The organism is Paenibacillus sp. N3/727, assembly GCF_022637315.1.
In the GTDB taxonomy this organism is placed as follows: Bacteria; Bacillota; Bacilli; order Paenibacillales; family Paenibacillaceae; genus Paenibacillus_AQ; species Paenibacillus_AQ uliginis.
Map to the genome: position 1 here is coordinate 5,102,994 of NZ_CP093336.1, position 23,294 is coordinate 5,126,287.

Consider the following 23,294-nt stretch of genomic DNA (forward strand, 5'->3'; position numbering starts at 1 on the left):
AGCTAACCATACCATCCCGTTCCCTTCACCATATCATAGACTGTTAAGTACCAGCGCCTAGAATGAAGGGAAGAATACAGACATGTTAAAAAGCATTCTAGTAAGTAAAATGCACAAAACAAATCTGATGCTTAACAGCTCAAAATTAGCTAAGCATATCCCACTCACCAAACGTTTGAACCGGCAGCTTTTATCCCGCATGCTTGAACAACACGGTATGATATATGTAAAACCTGACAAAGGCTCTCAGGGAAAGGGAGTCATCCGGGTAGAGAAAATAAAGCAAGGTTACCGTTATCAAAACGGAGTGAAAGTATTTACCTTTATAAGCTTCAGCTCCATGTTCTCTTCCATATGCAAACACTTTGGCCATCGGCAGTATCTGGTTCAAAAAGGCGTTCATCTGCTCAAGTATAACGGCCGCCCTTTCGATTTTCGCGTCATGATTCAGCGCAATCCGAAACGTAAGTGGGAATGTACCGGCACAATCGGACGCCTTGCTCACCCAGGTAAAGCCGTTACTAACGGAAGCCAAGGAGGTACGATCTATGAACCTTCCGTGCTGCTTGCCCCCTTCGCGAACAAGGGAAAGACTGCAGCTGTGCTGCGTAGTATGAATAGAATCACCCATGTGACTGCAGCCAGATTAAGCCAAACGTATCCACACTTGAACGAGCTCGGGCTAGATATCGGCTTGGACCGGAGGCTTAAGCCGTGGATTTTGGAGGTCAACACCTATCCCGACGCAGCTCCGTTCTCTCTACTACCGAATCCCAAAGTCATTCGCACCATTGTGGCGTATGGCAAAGCTTACGGAAGACATCACAGAACGACATGCACCAAGGCGAAAAGGGCTCCGTAATCTCAAAAGCCTAATCACAGATAGTCTCTTAAAAATGATCAGGAAACGGAGCTCATTCGTCTACACTTTCTGATATTTTAACAAAACGGCTGAATAGGAATCGAAACTTCGATGATTCCTACTCAGCCGCTATTTATGTGTTATGAACCACGAAAAACAAATAAATTTCTTTTCCTTAACAAAAAAAGCCTCCGCCGCTATAGTTAGCGTGCCAGAGACTTGGTTATGTATATAATGGAGCGGGTGATGGGAATCGAACCCACGCTACCAGCTTGGAAGGCTGGAGTTCTACCATTGAACTACACCCGCATATATGACAATCGGGATGACACGATTTGAACATGCGACCCCCTGGTCCCAAACCAGGTGCTCTACCAAGCTGAGCTACATCCCGTCAACAACATGCTGTCTTGAAGACAAAAATAAATATACCATGTGTGTTAAACAATTGCAACTGGTATTTTCATACAATGAGTGGATCAGGGGAGACTAAAACTCCCCTGCGTCTTCATTGAATCAAAAACGATCTCTCAAAATCCCGTGCCCCAATCGGGCGGCTGAAATAATAGCCCTGACCTTCATGGCATTGCTGATTCCTAAGAAAGCTAAGCTGATCCTCCGTCTCGACACCTTCAGCGGTAACCTTCAACTTCAAGTGATGAGCCATTGTGGCAATGGTAGAAACAATAGCTGCATTCTTGTTGTCCCGCAATATTTCATTAACAAAGGATCTATCAATTTTAAGTCGGTCAATAGGCAAATTTTTCAGGTAATGCAAAGAGCTATACCCTGTCCCGAAGTCATCGATACTGATCTTAATGCCTAATTTCTTCAATCGGTGAAGCTGATCCAGAGCTGCCTCCTTATCGAGCGTCATCGACTCTGTAATTTCAAGCTCCACATATTGGGGTTCCAGCTGTATCTCTTTTAAAATAGCGGCAATCCGTTCCGGAAGGTTAGGTTGAATAAACTGTCCCAAAGAAAGATTGATCGAAACACAAAGCGGCCTATATCCTGCCATTTGCCATTGCTTGTTTTGCTGACAAGCCTGTCTTAGAACCCACTCACCGAGCGGTACAATGAGTCCGCTGTCCTCGGCAATCGTAATGAATTCACCCGGGTATACAATTCCCCGTACAGGGTGGTTCCAGCGGACCAAAGCCTCCATCCCTACAACCTGGTTGGTTTGCAACCATACCAGTGGCTGATACTCAAGGAAAAACTCTCCTCGCTCCAAACCACGCCGTAATTCAGTTTCCATGATGAGCCGTTCCTGAGCCTTCAGCTGCATAAAGGGAGCATAACGCCGTATACGGTGCTCTCCTTTAGTATCATGGACAGCCGTATCTGCATTCTGAACCAGCTGGTCCGCCGCAGTCCCGTCTTCTGGATAAATGGCGAAGCCTGCCGAAAGTGATAAATGATAGTCACCTAACTCATACTGTAATGGTTTATTAAACAGATTAAGGAAGCTTTCAATCCGATCAATCATCTGTTCTGAGGTGCCACCATCCGTTAAGATAATGGCAAATTCATCTCCTCCCATACTATAAACCTCTTCCCAGATTTTCGCTTCATGTACAATACGTCTAGATGCCATTTGTAAAATACAATCGCCAGCATCACGGCCCAATGAATCGTTAATGGTCTTAAAGCGTTTAATATTCAGAACAGCCACCGTTAACCCTTCTATCCCATGACCTTTTTCGATAAAGGTTTCCAAACGCAAAAGCAGCTTCCGTAAATTCGGAAGACCTGTCAGATCATCATGATAAGCAAGGTAGCTGATCTGTGCCTCTGCCTTCCGCTGCTCATCCAGAGGATCCTGAATCGAAAGGCGGTAACCACCGCGGAGAATCAGGAAGCTGCCAATACAACCGCAGGCGAGCCCCAAGAGATGGTCCACATCGGTGATATAGGAAGATTTCACAAATAAAATCTGACCCAGGATAAAAAAGATAAGTCCCCGGACGATAATTAGAAGAGAGGGAGGTTTTTCAGCATGTCCCTTATATATAATCATCCCGACTGCTAACAGTAAGAGGGCCAAGATGCCTGTATCCGCTGCTTTCTTAACCATAGTCATGCCTTGCTCATTGATCAAAACCGGCCGTGATTGCCACATGAAAAATAAAGCCACTGCTGCACAACTGCCTAAAATACTGATCATAAGAATAATACGCTTATACAATGTACCTACAGCCCGGTCCCGAAAGCTGAACGTAAACAGAATACCGAGAGCCACGGCATATTTCGATAATAACAGCAGCCACAGTGATTCGTTCATGGATAGAGTCCAGTGGAACAAAGGAAACCCGATAGCACCCAATGTATGAATCAGATCAAAGATAAGCACGAACAAAAACAACATGCCTGTATAAAGCCGCTGACGCGAAAGCTGATTGGAAAAATAAATCCATCCCTGTGTAAAAATCGAAAAACAAATAGCCACATTCGCTACACCAGCAGCCAAATATAAAGGAGCGTATTCGCTCCAGTCATGAAACCGGTAAACCGGATTTTGAAAAAACAGGAGCAGGAGGACTGCTACAACAACGGCTATGCCCGTTCTTACGGTCTTTCTCTCTTCTACATTGTTCAGCATGTTTAGCTGTACCCCCGTCAATTTTGTGTCATTTCAATAGATTTACTAAATTATGGATTCCACGTAGATCTTCAATTTCCTGCATCACTTCCTCGTAAAGCGACATTGTGCATGACATCGTTCGACAATTTGTCGTTTTATTCAATTTTTATCAACTAAAAATTTAATTAATATTGTTTTTAATCCCTTGTTTTTATCGGTTTTGTGCAAAAAATATGTGAATAAATTCAAATAAAAAAGCACTTTCCCATCAAGGAAAAGTGCTATTAGTCATGTCATTTCATTTCAACTTGATATGGCATGGAAATGTTATTTTTTAAACGTAACTTCCGGTGTTGTCAGCTTGTCATAAAAGTCGACAGTCTTGTCTTTGTCATCCGAAGCTCGTAAAGCCATCGCAGAACGAGGATGTTCATCAAGCGTACCTGTGATCATGTATGGAATGAGGTAGCCCCATTCTTCTTTTTCACGAAGAGGGATCATAAAACGCTCAATGATGTCCAATACGGGACGAAGTTCGTACTTGGTTCCCTTTAAATGAGTAACCAGAAGCTCTGTCGGGCAGTTGCCGGCAGCACGCCCCATACCGTAAACAGACGCATCGAGCAGCTCAACACCGTTCTCGGCTGCCACCAAGGTATTTGAGAACGCCAGCTGCATGTTGTTATGCGTATGCACGCCCAGACGTTTGTTTGGCAAATGAGTCTTAAATTTATCCACTAAATATTTAATATCTTTATGATCCAGACTGCCGTAGGAATCAACGATGTACACAACGTCAACTACGCTGTCTTTAATCAGCTCAAACGCTTCAAGCAGTTCGTTCTCCATGACGTTCGATAAAGCCATAATGTTGATAGTAGTCTCGTATCCCCGGTCATGAAATACTTGGATAAGATCCAATGCTTTGTCCACGTCCTTGATATAACAAGCTACTCGGATCAGATCCAGCAGACTCTCTTCACGCGGGAGAATATCATCCTCATCAACACGGCCGATATCGACAAGTGCTGACAATTTAGTTCTGCCTTTTTGCGGGATCACTTCGCGCAGGAAGTCATCGTTGAGAAAGCGCCATGGACCTGATTGATCGGCACCCTTCAACAACTTGGGTGAATTTTTATAACCGATTTCCATATAGTCCACGCCTGCCTCATTCAGGCCGGCATATAAATTTTGCACGAATTCTACACTAAAATCCCAATTATTGACCAATCCACCATCGCGGATGGTACAGTCTACGATTTTGGTTCTACTACTTTTCATCCAAGTTAAACTCCCTTCATCCAAGTTTTCTCTTCATCATACTTGAACGACTGACGAAAAGTAAAGAAAAAAAGTCCGCGACAGCGGACTTTACCCAATAGTAGCTAATTCAGTTGTTTCTTGGGTGAGAGCCCAATCCGTAATGGTGCGAACTAAAGCTCCTGTCGCTCCTTTTGGGTCAACACCCCGTTCTTTAGGTAAAAATGCAGTACCTGCAATATCAAAATGAACCCAAGGAAGGCCGTCGGCAAAGGTACCTATGAACAATCCCGCCGTAATGGTTCCTCCCAAGCGCCCGGTTGAGTTTCTTACATCGGCCACATCACTCTTCAGCATGTCCCAAAACTCTGGATACGCGGGAAGAGGCCATACCTTTTCTCCAGCTCGTCTAGATGATGCAACAAGCTCCTGAAGAAAGGTTTCGTCGTTGGTCACTGCGCCTGTCGCGACATCGCCAAGAGCAGTGAGCACAGCACCGGTCAAAGTTGCGACATCGATAATGCGCGATGCGCCGAGTTCCTTCGCATAAGTAACACCATCTGCCAGAACCACGCGGCCTTCCGCATCCGTATTCAATATTTCAATTGTGCGACCACTCAATGTCGTTATTACATCTCCAGGCTTCACCGCATTTCCGTTTGGCATGTTCTCCGCCGATGGGATCACCATCACCACATTAATTTTAGGTCGTATCCGGCCCAAAGCCTCCATCACACCCAATACGGTTGCTGCTCCACCCATATCACTGATCATTTCTTCCATACCAGCTGCCTTTTTAAGGGATATACCTCCGGTATCAAACGTGATGCCTTTACCCACAAGACCAATGACATGATCCCAAGTCTCAGTTCCTTGATATTTGATCACGATCATTCTTGGGGGATTAACACTACCTTTTCCGATGGCAAGCAGACCTCCCATACCTTTTTCCTCGATCTTCTTCTCATTCAGCACATAGCCCTCCATGCCGTGGCGCTTTGCTACACCCATAGCCGCCTGTGCCAAATCGTCAGGAACAAGCATATTTCCCGGCAGGTTGGTAAGGTCACGGGCCAGACATGTCGCTTCTCCGACTGCTTCTCCGCGGGCAAATCCACGTTCCCAAGACTCCTCGGTACCGGCATCGCTATGACTGTCTTTCGTAAAAAAGACAACTTCCTGAATGTTTTCCTTAACGCCCTCATCTCTCTTGTACCGTTTCGCTTGATATCCGCCTAGCAAAAAACCTTCCGTCAGAGCTTGAGCCGCTTCTTCTATATCTTGTTCCACAGTAAACTGCATCATCGTCGCAGGAACTTCAAGCGAAAGTTTCTTTGCGCCGATTTTCACAGCCGCTTTAGCTCCCTGTGCTGCAGCCAACCGCAGCTGCTCCGATGTCATCGGCCCTTCTGTTCTACCCGTCAAGATCAAAGTTCGAAAACCACCTTCATTATGTATCGGCAGCACATATGTCCGATTCGCCGCCCCCTGAAATAACCCTCTTTCATTCAGCTCTTTTAGAAGGTGATCCCATTCAGGTGCTACCCCTCCTTCTTTCATCTGCTGTTTGGTTACCAGAACAATGAGTGCATCACTGTTTACTTGATCGTAAGTGACCCCACTTTTCCAAGTCCATAACATTCAAATTCCTCCATTCTACAGATATATTTATGTCGTGAACAAGTGTTTTTATAAATACTATGTAATATTGTAGCACAACCACTTGCATCATTATAAAAGGGAACAGCCCGTTCATAAGAACGACGACTATTCCCTGTCGAATTCATTATTGTGTTAAAAGCTTGTCCCCTCCATTTTAGGAAGCATTATTTCAAACTCTGTTCCCGTACCGACATGACTTTCCACGGCAATCGAGCCTCCGTGATTTTTTATGATACGGTAACTAACCGACAGGCCGAGCCCTGTCCCGCCTTCTTTTGTTGTAAAGAACGGATTGAACAGATGATTCAATGTATTTTGATCCATCCCGCCACCGTTATCGGATACAAGAATACTAACATGTTTTTCATGATGCTTCATTCCGATTTCAATCATACCCACACCGGGGTCATCCAGCTTCTCATCAATCGCATCTAAAGCATTTTTTATCAGGTTTAAAAGGACCTGCTTGATCTGTTTAACATCCACCGATATATAAGTAGGATCCCGCTCATCCAGATGTAAACTAATCTGACAGCCCTTCATCAGAGCCTCGCTTTCAGTCAAAAGAACAACTTCCTTCAGCAGTGAAGTCACCGGAATGACTGTGGTTTGCGGTGCGGATGGCTTGGAAGAGTTCAAAAACTCATATATGATATCGTTCGCCCGATCTATTTCCGTTAGAATAATACGTGCGTATTCATCTTTCCCAAGGCTCATCAAATGCGGCCGGAGCAACTGGATAAATCCCCGGATAGAAGTGAGAGGATTTCGGATTTCATGTGCAATGGATGCTGAAATTTTGCCCAGCATGGCCAGTTTGTCATTCTGATAAGCGGTCTGCTCAATCTGCTTAAAATCAGACACATCCTTAACGCTGATCAGAAAATCTCCTTCCATTTGATCACCATATGTCATCGTGATCAACCACGACTTACCGTATTCGTCCAGAAGCTCATGAAATCTTTTGCGATGAAAGATGGTTTCCCGAAAGAGCCGCAGTATTTTTTTCTTCTTGAATCTGGTGAGCTGGGGATGACGCAAAAGCTCAGTTAGAGTGCAACCCGCAAGTGATTTTCGTGGCACGCCTAACAGCTTGGCCATTTGTACATTCACAAAGGCCAGAACCCCATCGCTATCAAAAAGGATGATACCGCTGTCGAGATTTTCCAAAATATTCTCATACTTTGTTCTTACAAGCTGATTCGGATGAAATGATCCCATTTCCTCCAGCTCAGTTCCTCGGATTTCACTCAACAAGATGGCTCCCCCCTTTTCTCAAAAAGATGAACTCGCCAAAACACAAGTTTCATGCAGACAAAGACATATGGGTACAATCTCTGCAAAAAGACCAGCGCCTGTTTTTACACGTTTTCTTCATGATAGTCACGCCTGCAGAGAAACGTCAATCAGAGATACTGTCGAATAACATCAGATCTCAACAAAAATAAATTTAACGTTTACTTTTTCGCAACTCACGCCGTGTTGGCATAGCATCTTAGCGAGATAGGGATTTCACCTGTTGCCTAACGAGTTCAATCTATCTCATCATGAGAAAAACATCTATCGACGTACTTCAAAGAAGACAGACCGTACTTAGCGGTTGTTTTTCTTGCAAGATAAAGATGCACTCTACTCCGATGTTTATACTTTCTAATCTCTTGAAAAAGCCCTCTTGTCGGAGGGCTTAGCATGTGGGTTACGCTTTTTGCTGAAGCCGAATACGACGTTGACTCATAACCGCAAGCCTTCTTTTTAATTCGTTTTGCCACTTTTCATCCTGCATCCACTTTGCTACAGCCAGCAAATCAAGCGACATATCAATTTGGCTTTGAACGACCTCAAGGTCATCTTCCGATTCCCGGTTTACTACATTCTCAAAAATGGTTTCTTCGTCTTCCATCACATAATCCTGAAAATCCACATGGTCTGCACCATCGCCGTGTGCGTATTCCGCTAAAATTTCATATTCATTCTCCACCCGATAATGGACTTCCATTCGATGGCAAACCGGACAAAACAACAGGGGAACATTATGCACTTGAGTTCGATAATGCTTCAACGTACCTTTTGATCCCACCATACTAGCCCCACAGCAAAAACTCATATCGTTCACCTTCCCCTGCTTTCAATATTGTTTAGACATTGTATTCGCTTTCATTGTCCCTAATTCCTTCAATTTGAATACCATTGTAAAAAAATGGGTCATTTGTCCTGAGATGCAAGTATAAAGGCCTACACATATATACGTTATATATCTACCATTACTGGCTAAAATAAACGTCCGTTAACAACCTGTTGTTGAAAAAAGCCCCCACTGCCTGCAACCTGACAGGCAATGAGGGCTCAATCCTATATTAGATCATTCGCTTGTACTTACAGGTTGGTATCTCCTGGCTTCCAGTTCATAGCGCACAGTCCACCGGATTGCAGAGCTTGCAGAACACGAAGCGTTTCTTCAACGCTGCGGCCTACATCGTTATGGTTAACAACTTGATATTTCAATTCGCCTTCTGGATCGATGATGAACAGACCACGCAATGCAATGCCCTCTTCTTCAATCAAGATACCATAGTCTCTAGCAACATTTTTCGTGATGTCGGAAGCCAGTGGGAAGTTAAGTGTTCCCAGACCGTTAGCATCCTTGGATGCGTTGATCCAAGCTTTATGGCTGTGTACGGAGTCAATGCTGACACCCAGCACATCAGTATCCAGTGCTTTAAATTGATCGTATGCATCACTCAAAGCTGTGATTTCAGTAGGGCATACAAATGTGAAATCAAGCGGATAGAAGAAGAATACAAGCCACTTGCCACGATAATCAGACAAGCTTACTTTACCAAAATCTTTACCATCTCCGGATACCATTTCCATTGTGAAATCCGGTGCTGCTTTACCAACCAAACGTTCTGCCATGATTGATTTCCTCCTTAAATATATGTAAGAAAATAAGTTATTCTCTCATATAATGTAGATTGATGCTCCTATGAACATGATGTTATCATTGAGGCTTGTCAAAGTCAACATTATAGAAGTTATTTATTTATAATTATTATAAATAAGGAGATTACTCGAACAAAATCACGGTTTGCGTCTATTGCTTGCGGATGGCTGCAGCAATCAAATCACCCATTTGAGTTGTGCTCAGCGCCTTGCTCTTATCGACTGCTATGTCAGCTGTGCGGTGACCCGCATCTAGTACCTCTGCCACAGCGCGCTCAATCGCATCTGCCGCTCCTGCGTATCCAAATGTCAAACGGTACATCAGTGCAACGGACAGGATAGTGGCAATCGGATTCGCCAGACCTTGTCCCGCAATATCCGGAGCTGATCCGTGAACCGGCTCATACAATCCATAATCTCCTTCACCCATCGAAGCTGATGCCAACATGCCGATGGAGCCGGTAAGCATTGCTGCTTCATCACTCAAAATATCTCCGAACATGTTCTCCGTTACGATAACATCGAAGCTGGACGGCCGACGAAGCAGCTGCATCGCGCAATTGTCAACAAGCACATGCTCCAGCTCAACATCCGGATATTCAGGAGCGATCCGGTTTACTGTTTCACGCCACAGGCGGGATGTTTCCAGCACGTTTGCCTTATCGACCGAAGCAAGCTTCTTACGTCGTTTCTGTGCAATTTCAAACGCTTGCCGTACAATACGTTCCACTTCCGTCGTGTTGTAAACGCAAGTATCTACCGCCTCTTCTCCGTTCGCTCCCTCACGTCTAAATTTCTCACCGAAGTATATACCGCCCGTAAGCTCCCGCACTACCATCAGGTCCGTACCTTCCAAAACTTCCGGTTTCAGCGTAGATGCATCCTTCAGGCAATCAAATATTACAGCTGGTCGGAGATTAGAGAACAGTCCCAACTCTTTACGAATGCCTAGCAATCCGGTCTCCGGGCGAAGTTCTTTCGGATTGTTGTCCCACTGAGGTCCGCCAACCGCGCCAAGCAATACCGCATCCGCACTTTTACACACATTCAATGTTTCCTCAGGCAGCGGGGTTCCCTTTTGGTCAATGGCGATTCCGCCAAACAAAGCGTGCTCAGTCGTGAAAGAATATCCGAATACGTCTTCCGTCCGTTTAATAATCTTTTCCGCTTCTGCCACCACTTCCGGACCAATTCCGTCCCCCGAGATAACAGCGATCTTTTTCGTTTGTGTCATGGTAAGTCACTCCTTATCGATATCTACATACGTCCGGTTTATCCTAGTTACTGTTGTAACATATATCTCGCTCGTTTGACCAAGATATAGAATCTATGAACTTTATAAGTTTTTCCTATAAGTCAGTTTACTTCCTCCTGGCCCACCCTTTCTTCGTTGTAAGACGCTACGAGTACGAATCGTTCCTCCAATCGCTGTTGCCCCCGAATTATTTTGAATTATTACTCATCAGTAAAAATTTGGGGACAAAAGAGCATATGCTTTCGATGCGAGCTTTCTTTTGGAAAGCTTTTACCGCTATCGCTTCTCCGGAATCGATTCGTCCTCTCTGCTGTTTCCTGCATACATCCACTTTAAAACAGTTATACATGAAGAAACCATTCTTGATCAAAATGGTAATTCGACCCTTTACTTACGGACAAATCATATGTTGCTCAAATGAATCGCGCACCGTGTATGTCAGCCATCTCAGTCTTATACTTGGTAGTTGTTATCAGAGAGAGCTAACAATAAATCCCCAGCAACAGATTGCAATTGAGTTTATAAATACACAAAAAAATAGGCGCCCGGGTACAAAACCGGATGCCTGTTTTAATTATAAAAATAGACTAATAAAGCAATTCCCAATGTTACAACGTGACGCGGTCACGACGTCCGAACGTTTTACGTTTCTCAATCAACTGGTTAACCGCATCCACATAAGCGCGGGCACTCGCTTCCAGAATGTCCGTGCTGAGTCCGCGGCCTTGGGCTGCGACATCATTTTGAGACAGAACCACGTGTACCTCACCGAGTGCATCCTTACCGCGGGATACCGACTTGATCGAATAATCCGATAGCGTAACCTCTTCAGCCGTCACTTTATCAATGGCATTATAGATGGCGTCGACTGATCCGTTGCCTTCAGCCTCTTCCTCAATCGTTCCATTCTCCGTCTCAATCGTAACTCGAGCTGTAGGTGTTGAGGCATTTCCGTAAACAACAAACATCGTTTCCAACTTGAATACTTCCGGTGTATCCGTCAACCTCTCTTCGAGCAATGCGAGCAGATCGTCATCGGATACTTCCTTTTTCTTATCAGCCAGCACTTTGAACTTGGAAAAAGCCTCATTCACTTGTTCTTCATTCAACTCATAGCCGAGATCCAGCAGCTTCTCGCGGAATGCATGGCGTCCGGAATGCTTTCCGAGGACCAGCTTACTTTCTTTTAGACCTATAGATTCCGGTGTCATAATCTCATAGGTTGTTTTCTCTTTCAGCATACCGTCCTGGTGAATACCGGATTCATGGGCGAACGCATTCGCACCGACAATTGCTTTATTCCCAGGGACTACCATACCTGTTAGCTTGCTGACAAGGCGGCTCGTACGTGCAATCTCCGTCAGATGCAGTCCAGTTTTGGCCTGGAAAAACTCCTGGCGCGTCTCGAGAGCCATGGCGATTTCTTCAATGGCCGTGTTACCGGCACGCTCCCCGATTCCGTTCACCGTGCCTTCAATCTGATCCGCTCCATTCATAATAGCCGAGAGCGTATTAGCTGTCGCCATACCAAGGTCATTATGGCAGTGAGCGCTCAGTTGCACCTTCTCAATATCAGGAACGTTCTCCTTCAGAAATTTAAAAATAGCACCATATTCCGATGGGTTCAAATAACCGACCGTATCCGGGATGTTAACCACATTAGCGCCTTCGCGGACAGCCATACCAACCATCTCAGCCAAAAACTCACGCTCTGTACGTCCGGCATCTTCAAGAGAAAACTCAATCTTGGAGAAATATTTTTTTGCGTACCGGATAGCAGCCTGTGCTGTTTCCAGTACTTGCTCCTTCTCCATCCGCAGCTTGAACTTGCGATGAATCGGCGATGTTGCAAGGAACACGTGAATACAAGGATCCTGCGCTCCCTGAAGTGCTTCGCGGACGGCGTCGATATCCTGCTCCCGTGAGCGGGACAGACCGATCACTGTCACATTTTTCACAGCACGCGCTACAGCGTTAACAGCGGCCAGATCTCCGGGCGAAGCCGCAGGGAAGCCGGCCTCCATGCGGTCGATTCCCAACTTTTCAAGCTGATGGGCAATCTCTACTTTTTCACGGGTGTTTAAGTTTACGCCGGGTGATTGTTCTCCATCCCGCAGCGTTGTGTCAAAAACATAAATCTTACGCATGCTGACACCTCCTTGAAGTTTTTGCTCTACATAAACCTCCGGCGGCAGGAACATGAACATCCCATACCGCCGGCAGTTTGTTATTTAGTACATTATAAGTCTTACTTCTTGATCCAATGCATCATTTCACGCAGCTGAGCACCGACAACTTCTACCGGATGCTCTGATTCGTTGCGGCGTGTTGCAGTCAGGAATGCACGGCCAGACTGGTTCTCCAAAATAAAGTCGCGGGCGAATTTACCCTGTTGAATGTCGGACAATACTTCTTTCATCGCTTTTTTCGTTTCTTCCGTCACAATGCGAGGTCCGGTTACATAGTCACCATACTCAGCCGTGTTGCTGATGGAATCGCGCATGGAAGCCAGGCCGCCTTCATAGATCATGTCAACGATCAGCTTCAGTTCATGCAGACACTCGAAGTATGCCATTTCAGGAGCATATCCAGCTTCAGTCAGTGTTTCAAAACCAGCTTTGATCAGCTCGGAAACGCCGCCGCACAGTACAGCTTGCTCACCGAACAGGTCGGTTTCGGTTTCCTCACGGAACGAAGTTTCGATAACGCCTGCACGAGTACAGCCGATACCTTTAGCATAAGCAAGACCGATTTCTTTTGCTTGTCCTGTTGCATCTTTCTCAACAGCGATCAGACCAGGTACACCAAATCCTTCAACATAAGTACGGCGCACCATGTGGCCCGGGGATTTAGGAGCTACCAACAGAACATCGTTTTCCTTTGGAGCTACGATTTGTCCGAAATGTACGTTGAAGCCGTGGGAGAACATAAGAGCCGCGCCTTTTTTCAGGTTTGGTTCAATATCGTTCTTGTATACAGAAGCTTGTGTTTCATCAGGCATTAAGATTTGAACTACATCTGCGCGACTTACAGCTTCACCTACCGGAAGCACTTCAAAACCGTCATTTTTGGCTTTATCGAAGGATTTACCTTCGCGAAGGCCGATAACAACGTTAATTCCGCTGTCACGCAGATTTTGCGCTTGAGCATGACCTTGGCTTCCGTAGCCGATTACAGCAATCGTTTTGTCCTTAAGTACGTTGAGTTCTGCATCTTGTTCATAATAAGTAGTTACTGGCATTTTATAAGTCCTCCTTTGATTTTAAAGACCCTTCATGAATGAGCGGGTATTTCAATAGACCCGAAACTCCCTCCGATCTCCTGAAACACCCGCTCATCACGTTCCGGGTGTGTGCCTCATTACAATCGTTATAAAAATGTTTAAGTATTACGCGTTGCCGCGGATCATTGCGGTAGCGCCGGTCCGGGTAAGTTCCCGGATTCCGTATGGCTTAAGCAGTTCGATCATTGCATCGATTTTTTCTGTATCACCAACAACCTGTACCATCATGTTTACAGCGCCAATGTCAACAACCGATGCTCGGAATGTATCGACAACTCCAAGTATTTCCGGCCGTGATGCAGGCTCGGCCTTAACTTTAATCAACGCCAACTCTCTGGCTACCATTGGCTTGGAACTTAGATCGATAACTTTGATAACATCAATCAGTTTGTACAGCTGCTTCTCAATTTGTTCCAGAGTCGTGTCATCACCTGTTGTAACGATGACCATACGGGACAAACCGGCTTCTTCCGACTGACCTACCGTAATGCTCTCAATGTTGAAACCTCTCCGGCCGAACAATCCGGCAACCCGCTGGAGGACGCCAGGCTGATCGTTTACGAGTACAGCTATGGTATGTTTTAAACTCATCATCTTACGCATCCCCCATCAGCATTTGATCAATTGTTGAGCCCTGGGTTACCATCGGATATACGTTTTCGCCTTTCTCTACCACGAAATCGATGAGTACAGGTCCCGGAGTTTCCAATGCCTCTGCCCAAGCGGCGCGTGCTTCTTCCTTGGTTGTAGCTCTCAAGCCCTTTACCCCGTAAGCTTCAGCAAGTTTCACGAAGTCAGGACTTCCTGACAGGTCGATGTGACTGTAACGGTTGTCGTAGATCAGTTCCTGCCACTGACGAACCATTCCAAGTACTTGATTGTTGATCACGACAATCTTTACAGGAATGTTGTTGATGGCACAGATCGCAAGTTCCTGCGAACACATCTGCATGCCGCCGTCCCCGTTAATCGAAATGACCAACCGGTCGGGATGCGCCATCTGGGCACCAATCGCTGAAGGGAAGCCGAAGCCCATCGTTCCAAGGCCGCCCGAAGTAATCCATGAGCGCGGCTGGTTGAACTTGTAATACTGAGCAGACCACATTTGATGCTGACCCACGTCCGTTGTTACAATCGCTTCGCCGTCCGTCGTATCGTTCAGCATTTCGATAACCCACTGCGGCTTCAGAACTTCATCCGAATCCGTATACCTATACGGATATTCCTCTTTCCACTTACGGATCTGGTCTCTCCAAGCGTCGGCTTTCATTGCAGCTGGTACATCCGGGTTGATCATTTCAAGCACTGTTTTACAATCCCCGACAATTGGAATGTCGGTTGGAACATTCTTGCCGATTTCAGCAGGGTCAATATCGATATGGACGATTTTCGCATTCGGCGCAAAACCGTCAAGTTTACCCGTCACCCGGTCATCAAATCTGGCGCCGATATTGATCAGCAGGTCACATTTCTGAATGGCATGATTGGAAGTGTACGTCCCGTGCATCCCCGGCATTCCCGTCCACAGCTCGTGTCCGCTTGGGAAGGCACCGAGTCCAAGAAGCGTGGTTGTGATCGGAATTTGTGTTCGCTTCACGAATTCATGCAGCGCTTCGTGTGCTCCCGAGTAGATAACGCCGCCGCCGGCAATGATCATTGGGCATTCCGCATCCTCAATGGCCCGGCACAGTTTATCAAGCTGCAAACGGTTAGGAACCGTTCGAGGATTATATCCTCTCAGGTTAAGGCTTTCACCTGGTTTGAACAGTGTCTTGGCCGCCGATACGTCCTTCGGAATGTCAATCAGTACAGGTCCCTTACGTCCTGTGGATGCGATATGAAAGGCTTCATGGATGACCCGCGGCAGATCCTCCACATCCCGGACCAGGTAACTGTGCTTCGTTATTGGCATTGTAATGCCAGTAATGTCGGCTTCCTGGAAGGCGTCCGTTCCGATCAGGGTTGTTGCTACGTTACCGGTAATGACTACCATTGGGACCGAATCCATAAAAGCTGTAGCAATACCAGTCACGAGGTTTGTTGCTCCAGGGCCTGACGTTGCAATACATACACCGACTTTGCCGCTTGCACGGGCATATCCGTCAGCCGCATGAATGGCGCCTTGCTCATGACGGGTCAGGACATGCTTGAAATCCTCAAATCCATACATGGCGTCGTAAATATACAGTACGGCTCCTCCCGGATATCCGAAGACGCACTCGACACCTTCCAAAAGAAGGCTCCGAAGCAAGATTTCCGATCCGGTAATCACTTCGGGCTTCATCCATTTCTCTCGTAATTGTTCTGTAGACCGCACTTCTGGAGTTTGCGCGCTCATCAGTCATCCTCCTCTCAAATATTGGATCTCTCCTATGGCATTTACAACAAAAAAACCTTCCGTCCTCCACACCGGATTTCTCCGTGTGAGGGACGAAAGGTTTAGCTTCCGTGGTACCACCCATGTTTGCTTCACATTTCGCAATGCAAAGCCTCAGCAGGTATGAAGCCGCCATCTATAAGCCACAGCTTCAATATCTGCGGTTCGTAACGAGAACCAGACGATTTCCCCTAATAGACACTGTCCTATTAATGTGCTGAAGTATCAGACTAGCGTTTTTCAGGGAAACAGCTCCGAGGTGAGCTCGTATAAAAGGGATTTTGGTGGAGGTTGCAGCTGTTCCGTCCACTCTCTGAGCAAAAGAGCCCTTTAAACTTCGTCCTCATCATTGCCGATTGAATTATTCGTTAAAATGTTTAGAAACATTATATGATTCATTGATTCGAGAAGTCAACACATTTATTTTACTTCATACGTCAGCTTTTCATTCTTTGCCTGCCTATCCCTCTCCCAATCATTCCCGTTAACACCCTCTTAGCCCTTGCTACATATGATAAATCGAGATCTGTTTAACGGCAGCGAGGGGAGGCAGGATTTATGATTCGCTACCGCAAACCCGGACAGGATGATGCGGCCATTTTACAATTAATTGAATCACAACTGGTCCCTTTATCCAACCTGAGTCCCAAGGAATTGGACACCATTCGTAAAGATATACCGACAAGACTCCGCCGAGGAGTTACACTGGTTGCTTCCCCCAATCAGGAAGGGAACATAATCGCTTTTATCCATTTCATGCTTCATGGTGAGTTGTTATATATTGACATGCTCGCCGTTGCACCCGCTGCACAGCGGAAGCGCCTCGGAATCTCCTTGATGAAGCATGCTGAAGGTTTCGCATTATCCCGCGGATGCAAACGGGCCAAAGTTATGGTGGACTTGGGAAACCAGAAAGGGCTCTCTTTTTACCAAAAGCTTGGCTACAGCATCATCCGTATTATTACACCTAACCAATGCTATGAAATGGAGAAGATTTGGTAATTTAGGTTTATCAGAAAAATCCGCCAAAGCCTGGACCGAACCCTGGACCGAATCCTGGACCGAAGCCTGGACCGAATCCTGGACCGAAGCCGCCAAAACCTGGACCGAAGCCGCCGAAGCCGAATGGAGATGTTCCGACTGCCAGAAGATCAAACAGTACGAGTGGTAAAATGGCTTTTGTTTTCAGTTTTTTTCCCTTTTGTGCTTCCAGAATAAGACGGTTTCCAGAAATCCGAATCAGTTTGCCCGTTACAACACCCCCGTCCTTCTTATACGCTACGATGTGCTTGCCCACATATTGCTTAACAACTGCCTTGCTAACAGACTTATGCATAAGATCCCTCCTTCGGTATATACAGTTCAGTTTATTCCCGGCAAGGTCTTGATGCTTGTTTCATCGCCCTTTGTCAGCAATATAGGTATGATGGCAAAAAAAAGAACCGCCGAGTTATCGACGGTTCTTCTTGCGCTTATCTTAAGCGTTCACTTTATCTTTTGCTACAGTTGCCAAAGAATTGAACGCAGTCAGGTCGTTTACAGCCAGATCAGCCAGCATTTTGCGGTTGATGTCCACACCAGCCAGTTTCAGGCCGTGCATCATTTTGCTGTAGGACAAGCCATTCAGGCGTGCAGCAGCATTGATACGTACGATCCACAGTTTGCGGAAGTTACGTTTCGTTTGACGACGGTCACGGTATGCATATACCATGGATTTCATAACTTGTTCGTTAGCTGTTTTGAAAATACGGTGTTTGGAACCGAAATAACCTTTAGCAAGCTTCAATACTTTTTTATGTCTACGACGAACTACAAATCCGCCCTTAACTCGTGCCATATTAAAAGACCTCCCAATAATTGTTGTTTACTATTTCAAGTTAGCCAAGCCTTGCTTCAAACGTTTAACATCTCCAGGTGCCATAACCGGGCTAGTCCCGAGGACACGCTTTGCACGCTTGGATTTGTGGGAAAGCAAGTGGTTTTTGTAAGCTTTGTAACGTTTTACTTTACCAGTACCGGTAATTTTAAAGCGGCCTTTCAGGCTGCTGTGTGTTTTCATCTTAGGCATAGTACAACTTCCTCCTCATAATATCTCTTAGGCTTTAGGAGCCAAGATCATAATCATGCTGCGGCCTTCCAGCTTAGGCTGGCGCTCCACGATGCACAGTTCGACAACTTCTTCTTTTACGCGCTCCAAAATCTTCTGGCCAATACTGGCGTGTGTGATTTCACGACCGCGGAAACGTACGGAGCATTTCACCTTGTCGCCTTCTTTAAGAAACTTCACGACATTGCGAAGCTTCGTTTGGTAATCGTGCTCCTCAATGTTAGCTCGGAACCATACTTCCTTGATATCAACGATCTTCTGGTTCTTGCGGGCTTCCTTCTCTTTCTTCTGCTGTTCATAACGGAATTTACCGTAGTCCATGATGCGACATACAGGCGGCTTTGCCTGCGGGGCCACGTTCACCAGATCAAGATTGAGATCAATCGCCATTTGCAATGCTTCGCGAGTCAGCTTAATACCGATTTGTTCGCCTTCTGCACCGACCAAACGTACTTCCTTCACCCGAATTTCGTCATTGATCATATGTTCCTTACTGATAGTCCTCCACCTCCGATTATAATAATTCATACCTGTCATAAAACAAAAAATAAAGGGATACCGATTCAACCACCGGCATCCCTATTTGATACACATCTCAAAAAATGAAATTTATTCATTCGTAGATTTCGTGATCAAACCAGCCGACTCCAGTCGGACAGGTGAGAAGCGGCATGCTTCTGCTTACAATCAGTATTCAGTTCAACACCAAAATAGTGTATCACTTCATTTCACTTGTGTCAACAAATTAGTTTCATTTTTTTCAAAAGACTTAGCCCTGCTTGCTCTGCACTTCTTCCAGGCGTACCACACGTGTATGCTCTGTATGACTCCACGTCTTGTTATTTTGCGTGAAGAAAGCATATAAGGTGATCGGATACCAGGATAGCAGATATATCGGGAACAGCACAAGATAAGCGTAAACTTTCTTGAACGTCACCTTCTCCAAGATCAGAGCCATCATGAAAGTGAAGACATTCGCAGCGATCGCAGCAAAGCTGAGCCAAAATGGCAGATAACCAAACAAGTTAGCGATATTCGGACCATCAAAGAAAGAGTTGTCAACCCATATCACGGCAGTCAGAATGAACGTGAGCAGAGCAACATATACGTTGATTCCGTACAGTGCGAGATCCAGCTTTACGATGCTGCGTTCTTTAATAGCACGCCAGAGCAGTGGAAAGAAATAACGGCGCGCAACCGTAAAGTGTCCCTGCATCCAGCGCAGACGTTGTCTTGCCGAAGCCTTGAATGTCAAAGGCTTCTCATCAAAAACTTTGGCATCATAGTTAAACTTTGGATAAACGCCGCGCATGACACTGCGCATTGTAAACTCCAAATCCTCAACCAAGCTGGTTGCTCCCCAGCCCATTTCCTTCAGCAGATTAGTTTCAAAGCACATACCAGTACCGCCGAGAAAGTTCGCCATGTTTAGATTGTGACGGGACATCTGCCACAGACGGTTAATGTACCAATAGGAAACACCGTAAGCAGCCGTAATCCAAGAGTCCTCAGGATTCTTGGTATCGATATATCCCTGGATAACTCTCGCTCCAGAGCAGAGATCGTCGTTCATTTCAATCAGGAAATCCGGATGTGCCAGATTGTCAGCGTCAAACATAACGACCGCGTCGTACTGACGAGGCATTGCCCACAACTCTTTCAACATCCATTCGATTGCATAGCCTTTCCCACGGAGATTCTGGTTCGTGCGGACACAGGCATTCATTTCGTGTTCACGGACAATGGCAGCCGTCCGGTCTGTACAGTTATCGCAAATAACGAACACTTCGTATAGATCTTTAGGATAGTTTAGCTGCTTCAGGTTTTCCATCAAAGCTCCAACAACCTGTTCTTCATTATGGGCCGCTACGAGCACTGCAAATGACTTTGTCGGTTCAAAATGCTTCTTTTTCTTTTTCTTGACCAACCCGAATAAAGAGAATGTAAACTGGTACACACCAATCACGACCAAAAACAATTGGAGCGCGACAAAAATGGCGTCTATCATGATTCTCCGTAACCCCCTTTTTATACCCTGAGAATATTTTGATGTTTTTTCTCTCTCTTATTTCTTTTGTGTGTTTCATGACCCTTTGTTACTGTCTTTGTCTCTTGTTCCTAATCTTTGTCTACTGTTTTTTGACCCTGGTGTCACAGGATCGTTTCGCGCGTCATATCGATTTTCCACACTTTAAGATGATTTGTCAAAAGCGTGAATAGCTCTAATTTCGAAGTATCTTGTTAAAAAGAGCTTCGCTTGCTTTCAGCATGCCAGCAAGCTTCGATTCAAACGGCATTAGTTCTTATTTTCAGCTGTTTTCTTACTTTTTATTTACTCTGCCTGTCCATTTTCCTTAAAAAAACTTTGTCCACTAACTTATAGACGTAATGAAACGGAAAAAAGTTTAATTTAGGGCTCCAATTTCCTTTAAACTTTTTGCCACTCATTTGAATCATTGTAGCGGTAACTTTTATTCAAGTCAAAAGACCACAGACCCTTATTTCCGTCAAAGTCCGTAACAATCTCCCTTGCTCATTGATACAGGAAAAACGCATTCGTCCACTCGCTGTATAGAAAAACGGGAATACAGGACAAAAGTCCTCCAACCTTATAAAATCATATTTTTTTCCATAAATTAGCGGATTCTGGCGATTCTTGCAGCTATCTTGCAGCTATAGAATATAGCCCTTTCTTCAGCAAACCCGGCTCTAGTCTGTTGCAATATCCTCTCAAAGTCGATATGTTATGGATATTGAATAATGCTGCAGGAACGGGTGAAAAAGTGTGGTTAAGAAAAGAGTATTGCTGTTATCAGAGGGCTTCGGCGCTGGCCATACGCAGGCTGCTCACGCGCTCTCCAGCAGTCTACGTCAGTTATCTCCGAACGTTCAGACAAGAGTCATGGAGCTCGGAAGCTTTCTGAACCCCAAAATGGCTCCGTTGATTATTTCGGCCTATCGTAAGACCCTTACGTCCCAGCCGCGGCTGATTGGTTACATGTACCGGCATCAAAAGTCCTTTAACCGGTTTACTACCTTGGCACTGCACCGGATTTTTTATACAAGCACCAAAGATGTTGTTCGGCAACTACGGCCCGACATCATTGTATGCACCCATTTTATTCCCAGTGCTGTTATTTCACGGCTAAAGCGTTTAGGGACGAACATCCCCTTATGTACAGTCATAACAGACTATGACGCCCATGATACCTGGATCAGCCCGGAAGTCGACCGCTATTTCGTCTCTACACCGGAGGTCAAACGTAAGCTGCTAAACCGTGGTGTCTCCCATGCTAAAATCCAAGTCACCGGCATTCCTATTCATCCAGACTTCTGGGAACATCCTAGCAAAGAAGAAATCAGGGAGAAGTTTAATCTGGCTGCGATGCCTACAGTTCTCGTTATGGGAGGCGGCTGGGGCATAATGAATGACCAAGTCGTGCATGAATATCTAACCAGGTGGCGTGAAGAAATACAGGTCATTTTTTGCTTCGGTAACAATGATAAGGCACGAATAGAAATGGAGAGCAACCCACGTTACCGCCATCCAAACATACGAATATTCGGCTTTACCCGTGAAGTAGATAAACTGATGGAGGTTTCCGACCTGCTGGTAACCAAACCAGGTGGAATGACCTGCACGGAAGGTCTTGCGAAAGGAATTCCGATGCTGTTTCACCATCCGCTACCTGGGCAGGAAGAAGAGAACTTCCATTACTTCATCGCACAAGGTTTGGGAGAGCCAATTTCATCCCTTGAAGTACTCGGTAAATGGATGAATATGCTGCTCAACCAGTACGATGAAATCCTCATGCGGCGTTCGCGAAATTTAGACAACATTCAGCGCTATCATCCACTGCAAAGTGCGAGGAGTATAATCGACATGCTGGAAAATGAAAAGGTGCACTCCTGATATGGAGGCACCTTTTTTTCAATGGCTGAAGAAATAATATCTTCTATTATAATGGTTGCAAGCGCTGTCATTGCCCTACTTTCATTAATGTTGCTTCTAAATACCGCTTAGATCCCGTATTTTTTCAAGCGTTCAACCTTATACTCTGACAACGCTTCTTGTCCAACAATGACCTCGCAACGGTGAATTTTAATTCCTTGTCCGACAAATTTTGTTTCATACTCCGTCATTACAAATTCTTCATTCAGCCCTTCCCGGTGAAGATCAAGCGAAATGTTGGTCATTTGCAGTCCATAATCCGAAAATGCATTTAGGGAGAATTCAAATAAACTGACGGAATCTGTCTTAAAATGGATCTGACCGCGCTCATTCAGAATTGTTCTGTATTTATCAAGAAATCTTGGATGAGTTAACCGCCGGCGACCGTGCTTGGTTTTTGGCCATGGATCACTGAAATTCAAATAAATCCGCTCAAGCTCCCCAGGTTCAAACACTTCCTCCACATTCTCAATATTCATCAGAGCGAGCTTCAGATTGGGCGGTGTAACTACGTCCTCAGCTGACCAAGCATTGCGCCCCTTCTCACTTGCCCGTCGAATCAGCTCATCGTACATATCCACCCCGATAAAATTCACATCCTGGTGCTTGTAACTCATTTGGCTGATAAACTGCCCTTTGCCCATACCGAATTCCACATGAATTGGTTTGTCATTACCAAACAGAGAAGCCCACTTCCCTTTATATTGCCGGGGATCCAGAACAACCAAATCCTCCTGCTGCTCCAGATTTTCCCGGATTCCTTTTCTTCCGCGTAGACGCATGATATACCTCCGAAACTTATCCTTTTAGTTGACCTATACTGAAATATTGTGACGAAGTTACCTCTAAAAGTAAAGAGCCAATCAAAAAGAAACGCCTTCGTCGTCCTTTTTAAAGGGCGGCGGCGTTTCTCCAGAAATATAAGCCAAGTATACAATATTAAATTTATATTTTCTTATATTTAGAAAAAGGAACCTCTTTCTTTTGCACAAGGCAAAAGCAGGGT

At 45.4% G+C, this 23,294-nt stretch carries 20 protein-coding genes and 2 tRNA genes; 3 read left to right on the top strand and 19 right to left on the bottom strand.

The annotated features are described in order from the left end of the window. Nucleotides 1-82 precede the first annotated feature (82 nt). Nucleotides 83-862, top strand: a complete 780-nt coding sequence (locus tag MNQ98_RS23715; RefSeq protein ID WP_241930451.1) for a YheC/YheD family protein — start codon at nt 83-85, stop codon at nt 860-862. 235 nt (nt 863-1,097) lie between these two features. Here the strand turns inward: MNQ98_RS23715 and MNQ98_RS23720 are convergent. The 13 genes from MNQ98_RS23720 to ilvB form a co-directional block, all read right to left on the bottom strand. Next, nucleotides 1,098-1,171, bottom strand: a tRNA-Gly gene (locus MNQ98_RS23720). A gap of 11 nt (nt 1,172-1,182) precedes the next feature. After that, nucleotides 1,183-1,256 (bottom strand) — tRNA-Pro (locus tag MNQ98_RS23725). Between the two features lie 114 nt (nt 1,257-1,370). Further along, a complete protein-coding gene (locus MNQ98_RS23730; protein ID WP_241930452.1) occupies nt 1,371-3,467 on the bottom strand; it encodes a putative bifunctional diguanylate cyclase/phosphodiesterase in 2,097 nt (698 codons plus the stop codon). 309 nt (nt 3,468-3,776) lie between these two features. Continuing rightward, nucleotides 3,777-4,733, bottom strand: coding sequence for an aldolase catalytic domain-containing protein (locus MNQ98_RS23735; RefSeq protein ID WP_241930453.1), 957 nt, complete (start codon nt 4,731-4,733; stop codon nt 3,777-3,779). A gap of 90 nt (nt 4,734-4,823) precedes the next feature. Next, nucleotides 4,824-6,353, bottom strand: coding sequence for a leucyl aminopeptidase (locus tag MNQ98_RS23740; RefSeq protein WP_241930454.1), 1,530 nt, complete (start codon nt 6,351-6,353; stop codon nt 4,824-4,826). A 153-nt stretch (nt 6,354-6,506) separates the two neighbouring features. Next, nucleotides 6,507-7,595, bottom strand: coding sequence for an ATP-binding protein (locus MNQ98_RS23745; protein WP_481856791.1), 1,089 nt, complete (start codon nt 7,593-7,595; stop codon nt 6,507-6,509). A gap of 475 nt (nt 7,596-8,070) precedes the next feature. Continuing rightward, nucleotides 8,071-8,478: a hypothetical protein gene (locus MNQ98_RS23750; protein ID WP_241934021.1), complete on the bottom strand. Its 408-nt coding sequence runs from the start codon at nt 8,476-8,478 to the stop codon at nt 8,071-8,073. 269 nt (nt 8,479-8,747) lie between these two features. After that, nucleotides 8,748-9,287: a peroxiredoxin gene (locus MNQ98_RS23755; protein WP_208918116.1), complete on the bottom strand. Its 540-nt coding sequence runs from the start codon at nt 9,285-9,287 to the stop codon at nt 8,748-8,750. A 178-nt stretch (nt 9,288-9,465) separates the two neighbouring features. Beyond that, nucleotides 9,466-10,548: a 3-isopropylmalate dehydrogenase gene (gene leuB, locus MNQ98_RS23760; protein ID WP_241930456.1), complete on the bottom strand. Its 1,083-nt coding sequence runs from the start codon at nt 10,546-10,548 to the stop codon at nt 9,466-9,468. 629 nt (nt 10,549-11,177) lie between these two features. Further along, complete coding sequence (locus tag MNQ98_RS23765; RefSeq protein WP_241930457.1) at nt 11,178-12,716, bottom strand: 2-isopropylmalate synthase; 1,539 nt, start codon at nt 12,714-12,716, stop codon at nt 11,178-11,180. 101 nt (nt 12,717-12,817) lie between these two features. After that, the gene (gene ilvC, locus MNQ98_RS23770) at nt 12,818-13,810 is read right to left on the bottom strand and encodes a ketol-acid reductoisomerase (RefSeq protein ID WP_208918113.1); all 993 of its coding nucleotides are present in this window, start codon (nt 13,808-13,810) and stop codon (nt 12,818-12,820) included. Between the two features lie 147 nt (nt 13,811-13,957). Next, entirely contained in the window at nt 13,958-14,443 is a 486-nt protein-coding gene (gene ilvN / locus MNQ98_RS23775) for an acetolactate synthase small subunit (protein WP_208920108.1), read from the bottom strand. 4 nt (nt 14,444-14,447) lie between these two features. Further along, on the bottom strand, nt 14,448-16,190 hold the full coding sequence (gene ilvB / locus MNQ98_RS23780; protein ID WP_241930458.1) for a biosynthetic-type acetolactate synthase large subunit: 1,743 nt from the start codon (nt 16,188-16,190) through the stop codon (nt 14,448-14,450). A gap of 597 nt (nt 16,191-16,787) precedes the next feature. Here ilvB and MNQ98_RS23785 point away from each other — a divergent pair. Further along, a complete protein-coding gene (locus tag MNQ98_RS23785; RefSeq protein ID WP_241930459.1) occupies nt 16,788-17,231 on the top strand; it encodes a GNAT family N-acetyltransferase in 444 nt (147 codons plus the stop codon). 10 nt (nt 17,232-17,241) lie between these two features. Here MNQ98_RS23785 and MNQ98_RS23790 read toward each other — a convergent pair whose 3' ends face one another. The 5 genes from MNQ98_RS23790 to MNQ98_RS23810 form a co-directional block, all read right to left on the bottom strand. Further along, the gene (locus MNQ98_RS23790; RefSeq protein WP_241930460.1) at nt 17,242-17,565 is read right to left on the bottom strand and encodes a hypothetical protein; all 324 of its coding nucleotides are present in this window, start codon (nt 17,563-17,565) and stop codon (nt 17,242-17,244) included. A gap of 141 nt (nt 17,566-17,706) precedes the next feature. Further along, nucleotides 17,707-18,066: a 50S ribosomal protein L20 gene (gene rplT, locus MNQ98_RS23795; protein ID WP_208918109.1), complete on the bottom strand. Its 360-nt coding sequence runs from the start codon at nt 18,064-18,066 to the stop codon at nt 17,707-17,709. Between the two features lie 30 nt (nt 18,067-18,096). Continuing rightward, complete coding sequence (rpmI, locus tag MNQ98_RS23800) at nt 18,097-18,297, bottom strand: 50S ribosomal protein L35 (RefSeq protein ID WP_046678638.1); 201 nt, start codon at nt 18,295-18,297, stop codon at nt 18,097-18,099. 27 nt (nt 18,298-18,324) lie between these two features. Then, nucleotides 18,325-18,819 (bottom strand): translation initiation factor IF-3, encoded by a 495-nt coding sequence (gene infC, locus MNQ98_RS23805; protein ID WP_241930461.1) that lies wholly within the window; start codon nt 18,817-18,819, stop codon nt 18,325-18,327. Nucleotides 18,820-19,105: 286 nt separating this feature from the next. Continuing rightward, nucleotides 19,106-20,344, bottom strand: a complete 1,239-nt coding sequence (locus tag MNQ98_RS23810; RefSeq protein ID WP_241930462.1) for a glycosyltransferase family 2 protein — start codon at nt 20,342-20,344, stop codon at nt 19,106-19,108. 777 nt (nt 20,345-21,121) lie between these two features. On the opposite strand from MNQ98_RS23810, the gene MNQ98_RS23815 reads away from it, so the two are divergent. After that, nucleotides 21,122-22,249 carry an MGDG synthase family glycosyltransferase gene (locus tag MNQ98_RS23815; protein WP_241930463.1) on the top strand — a complete coding sequence of 376 codons (1,128 nt, stop codon included), beginning with the start codon at nt 21,122-21,124 and terminating at the stop codon, nt 22,247-22,249. 107 nt (nt 22,250-22,356) lie between these two features. On the opposite strand, the gene trmB is transcribed toward MNQ98_RS23815, so the two are convergent. After that, nucleotides 22,357-23,070 carry a tRNA (guanosine(46)-N7)-methyltransferase TrmB gene (gene trmB / locus MNQ98_RS23820; RefSeq protein ID WP_241930464.1) on the bottom strand — a complete coding sequence of 238 codons (714 nt, stop codon included), beginning with the start codon at nt 23,068-23,070 and terminating at the stop codon, nt 22,357-22,359. Nucleotides 23,071-23,294: the final 224 nt, after the last annotated feature.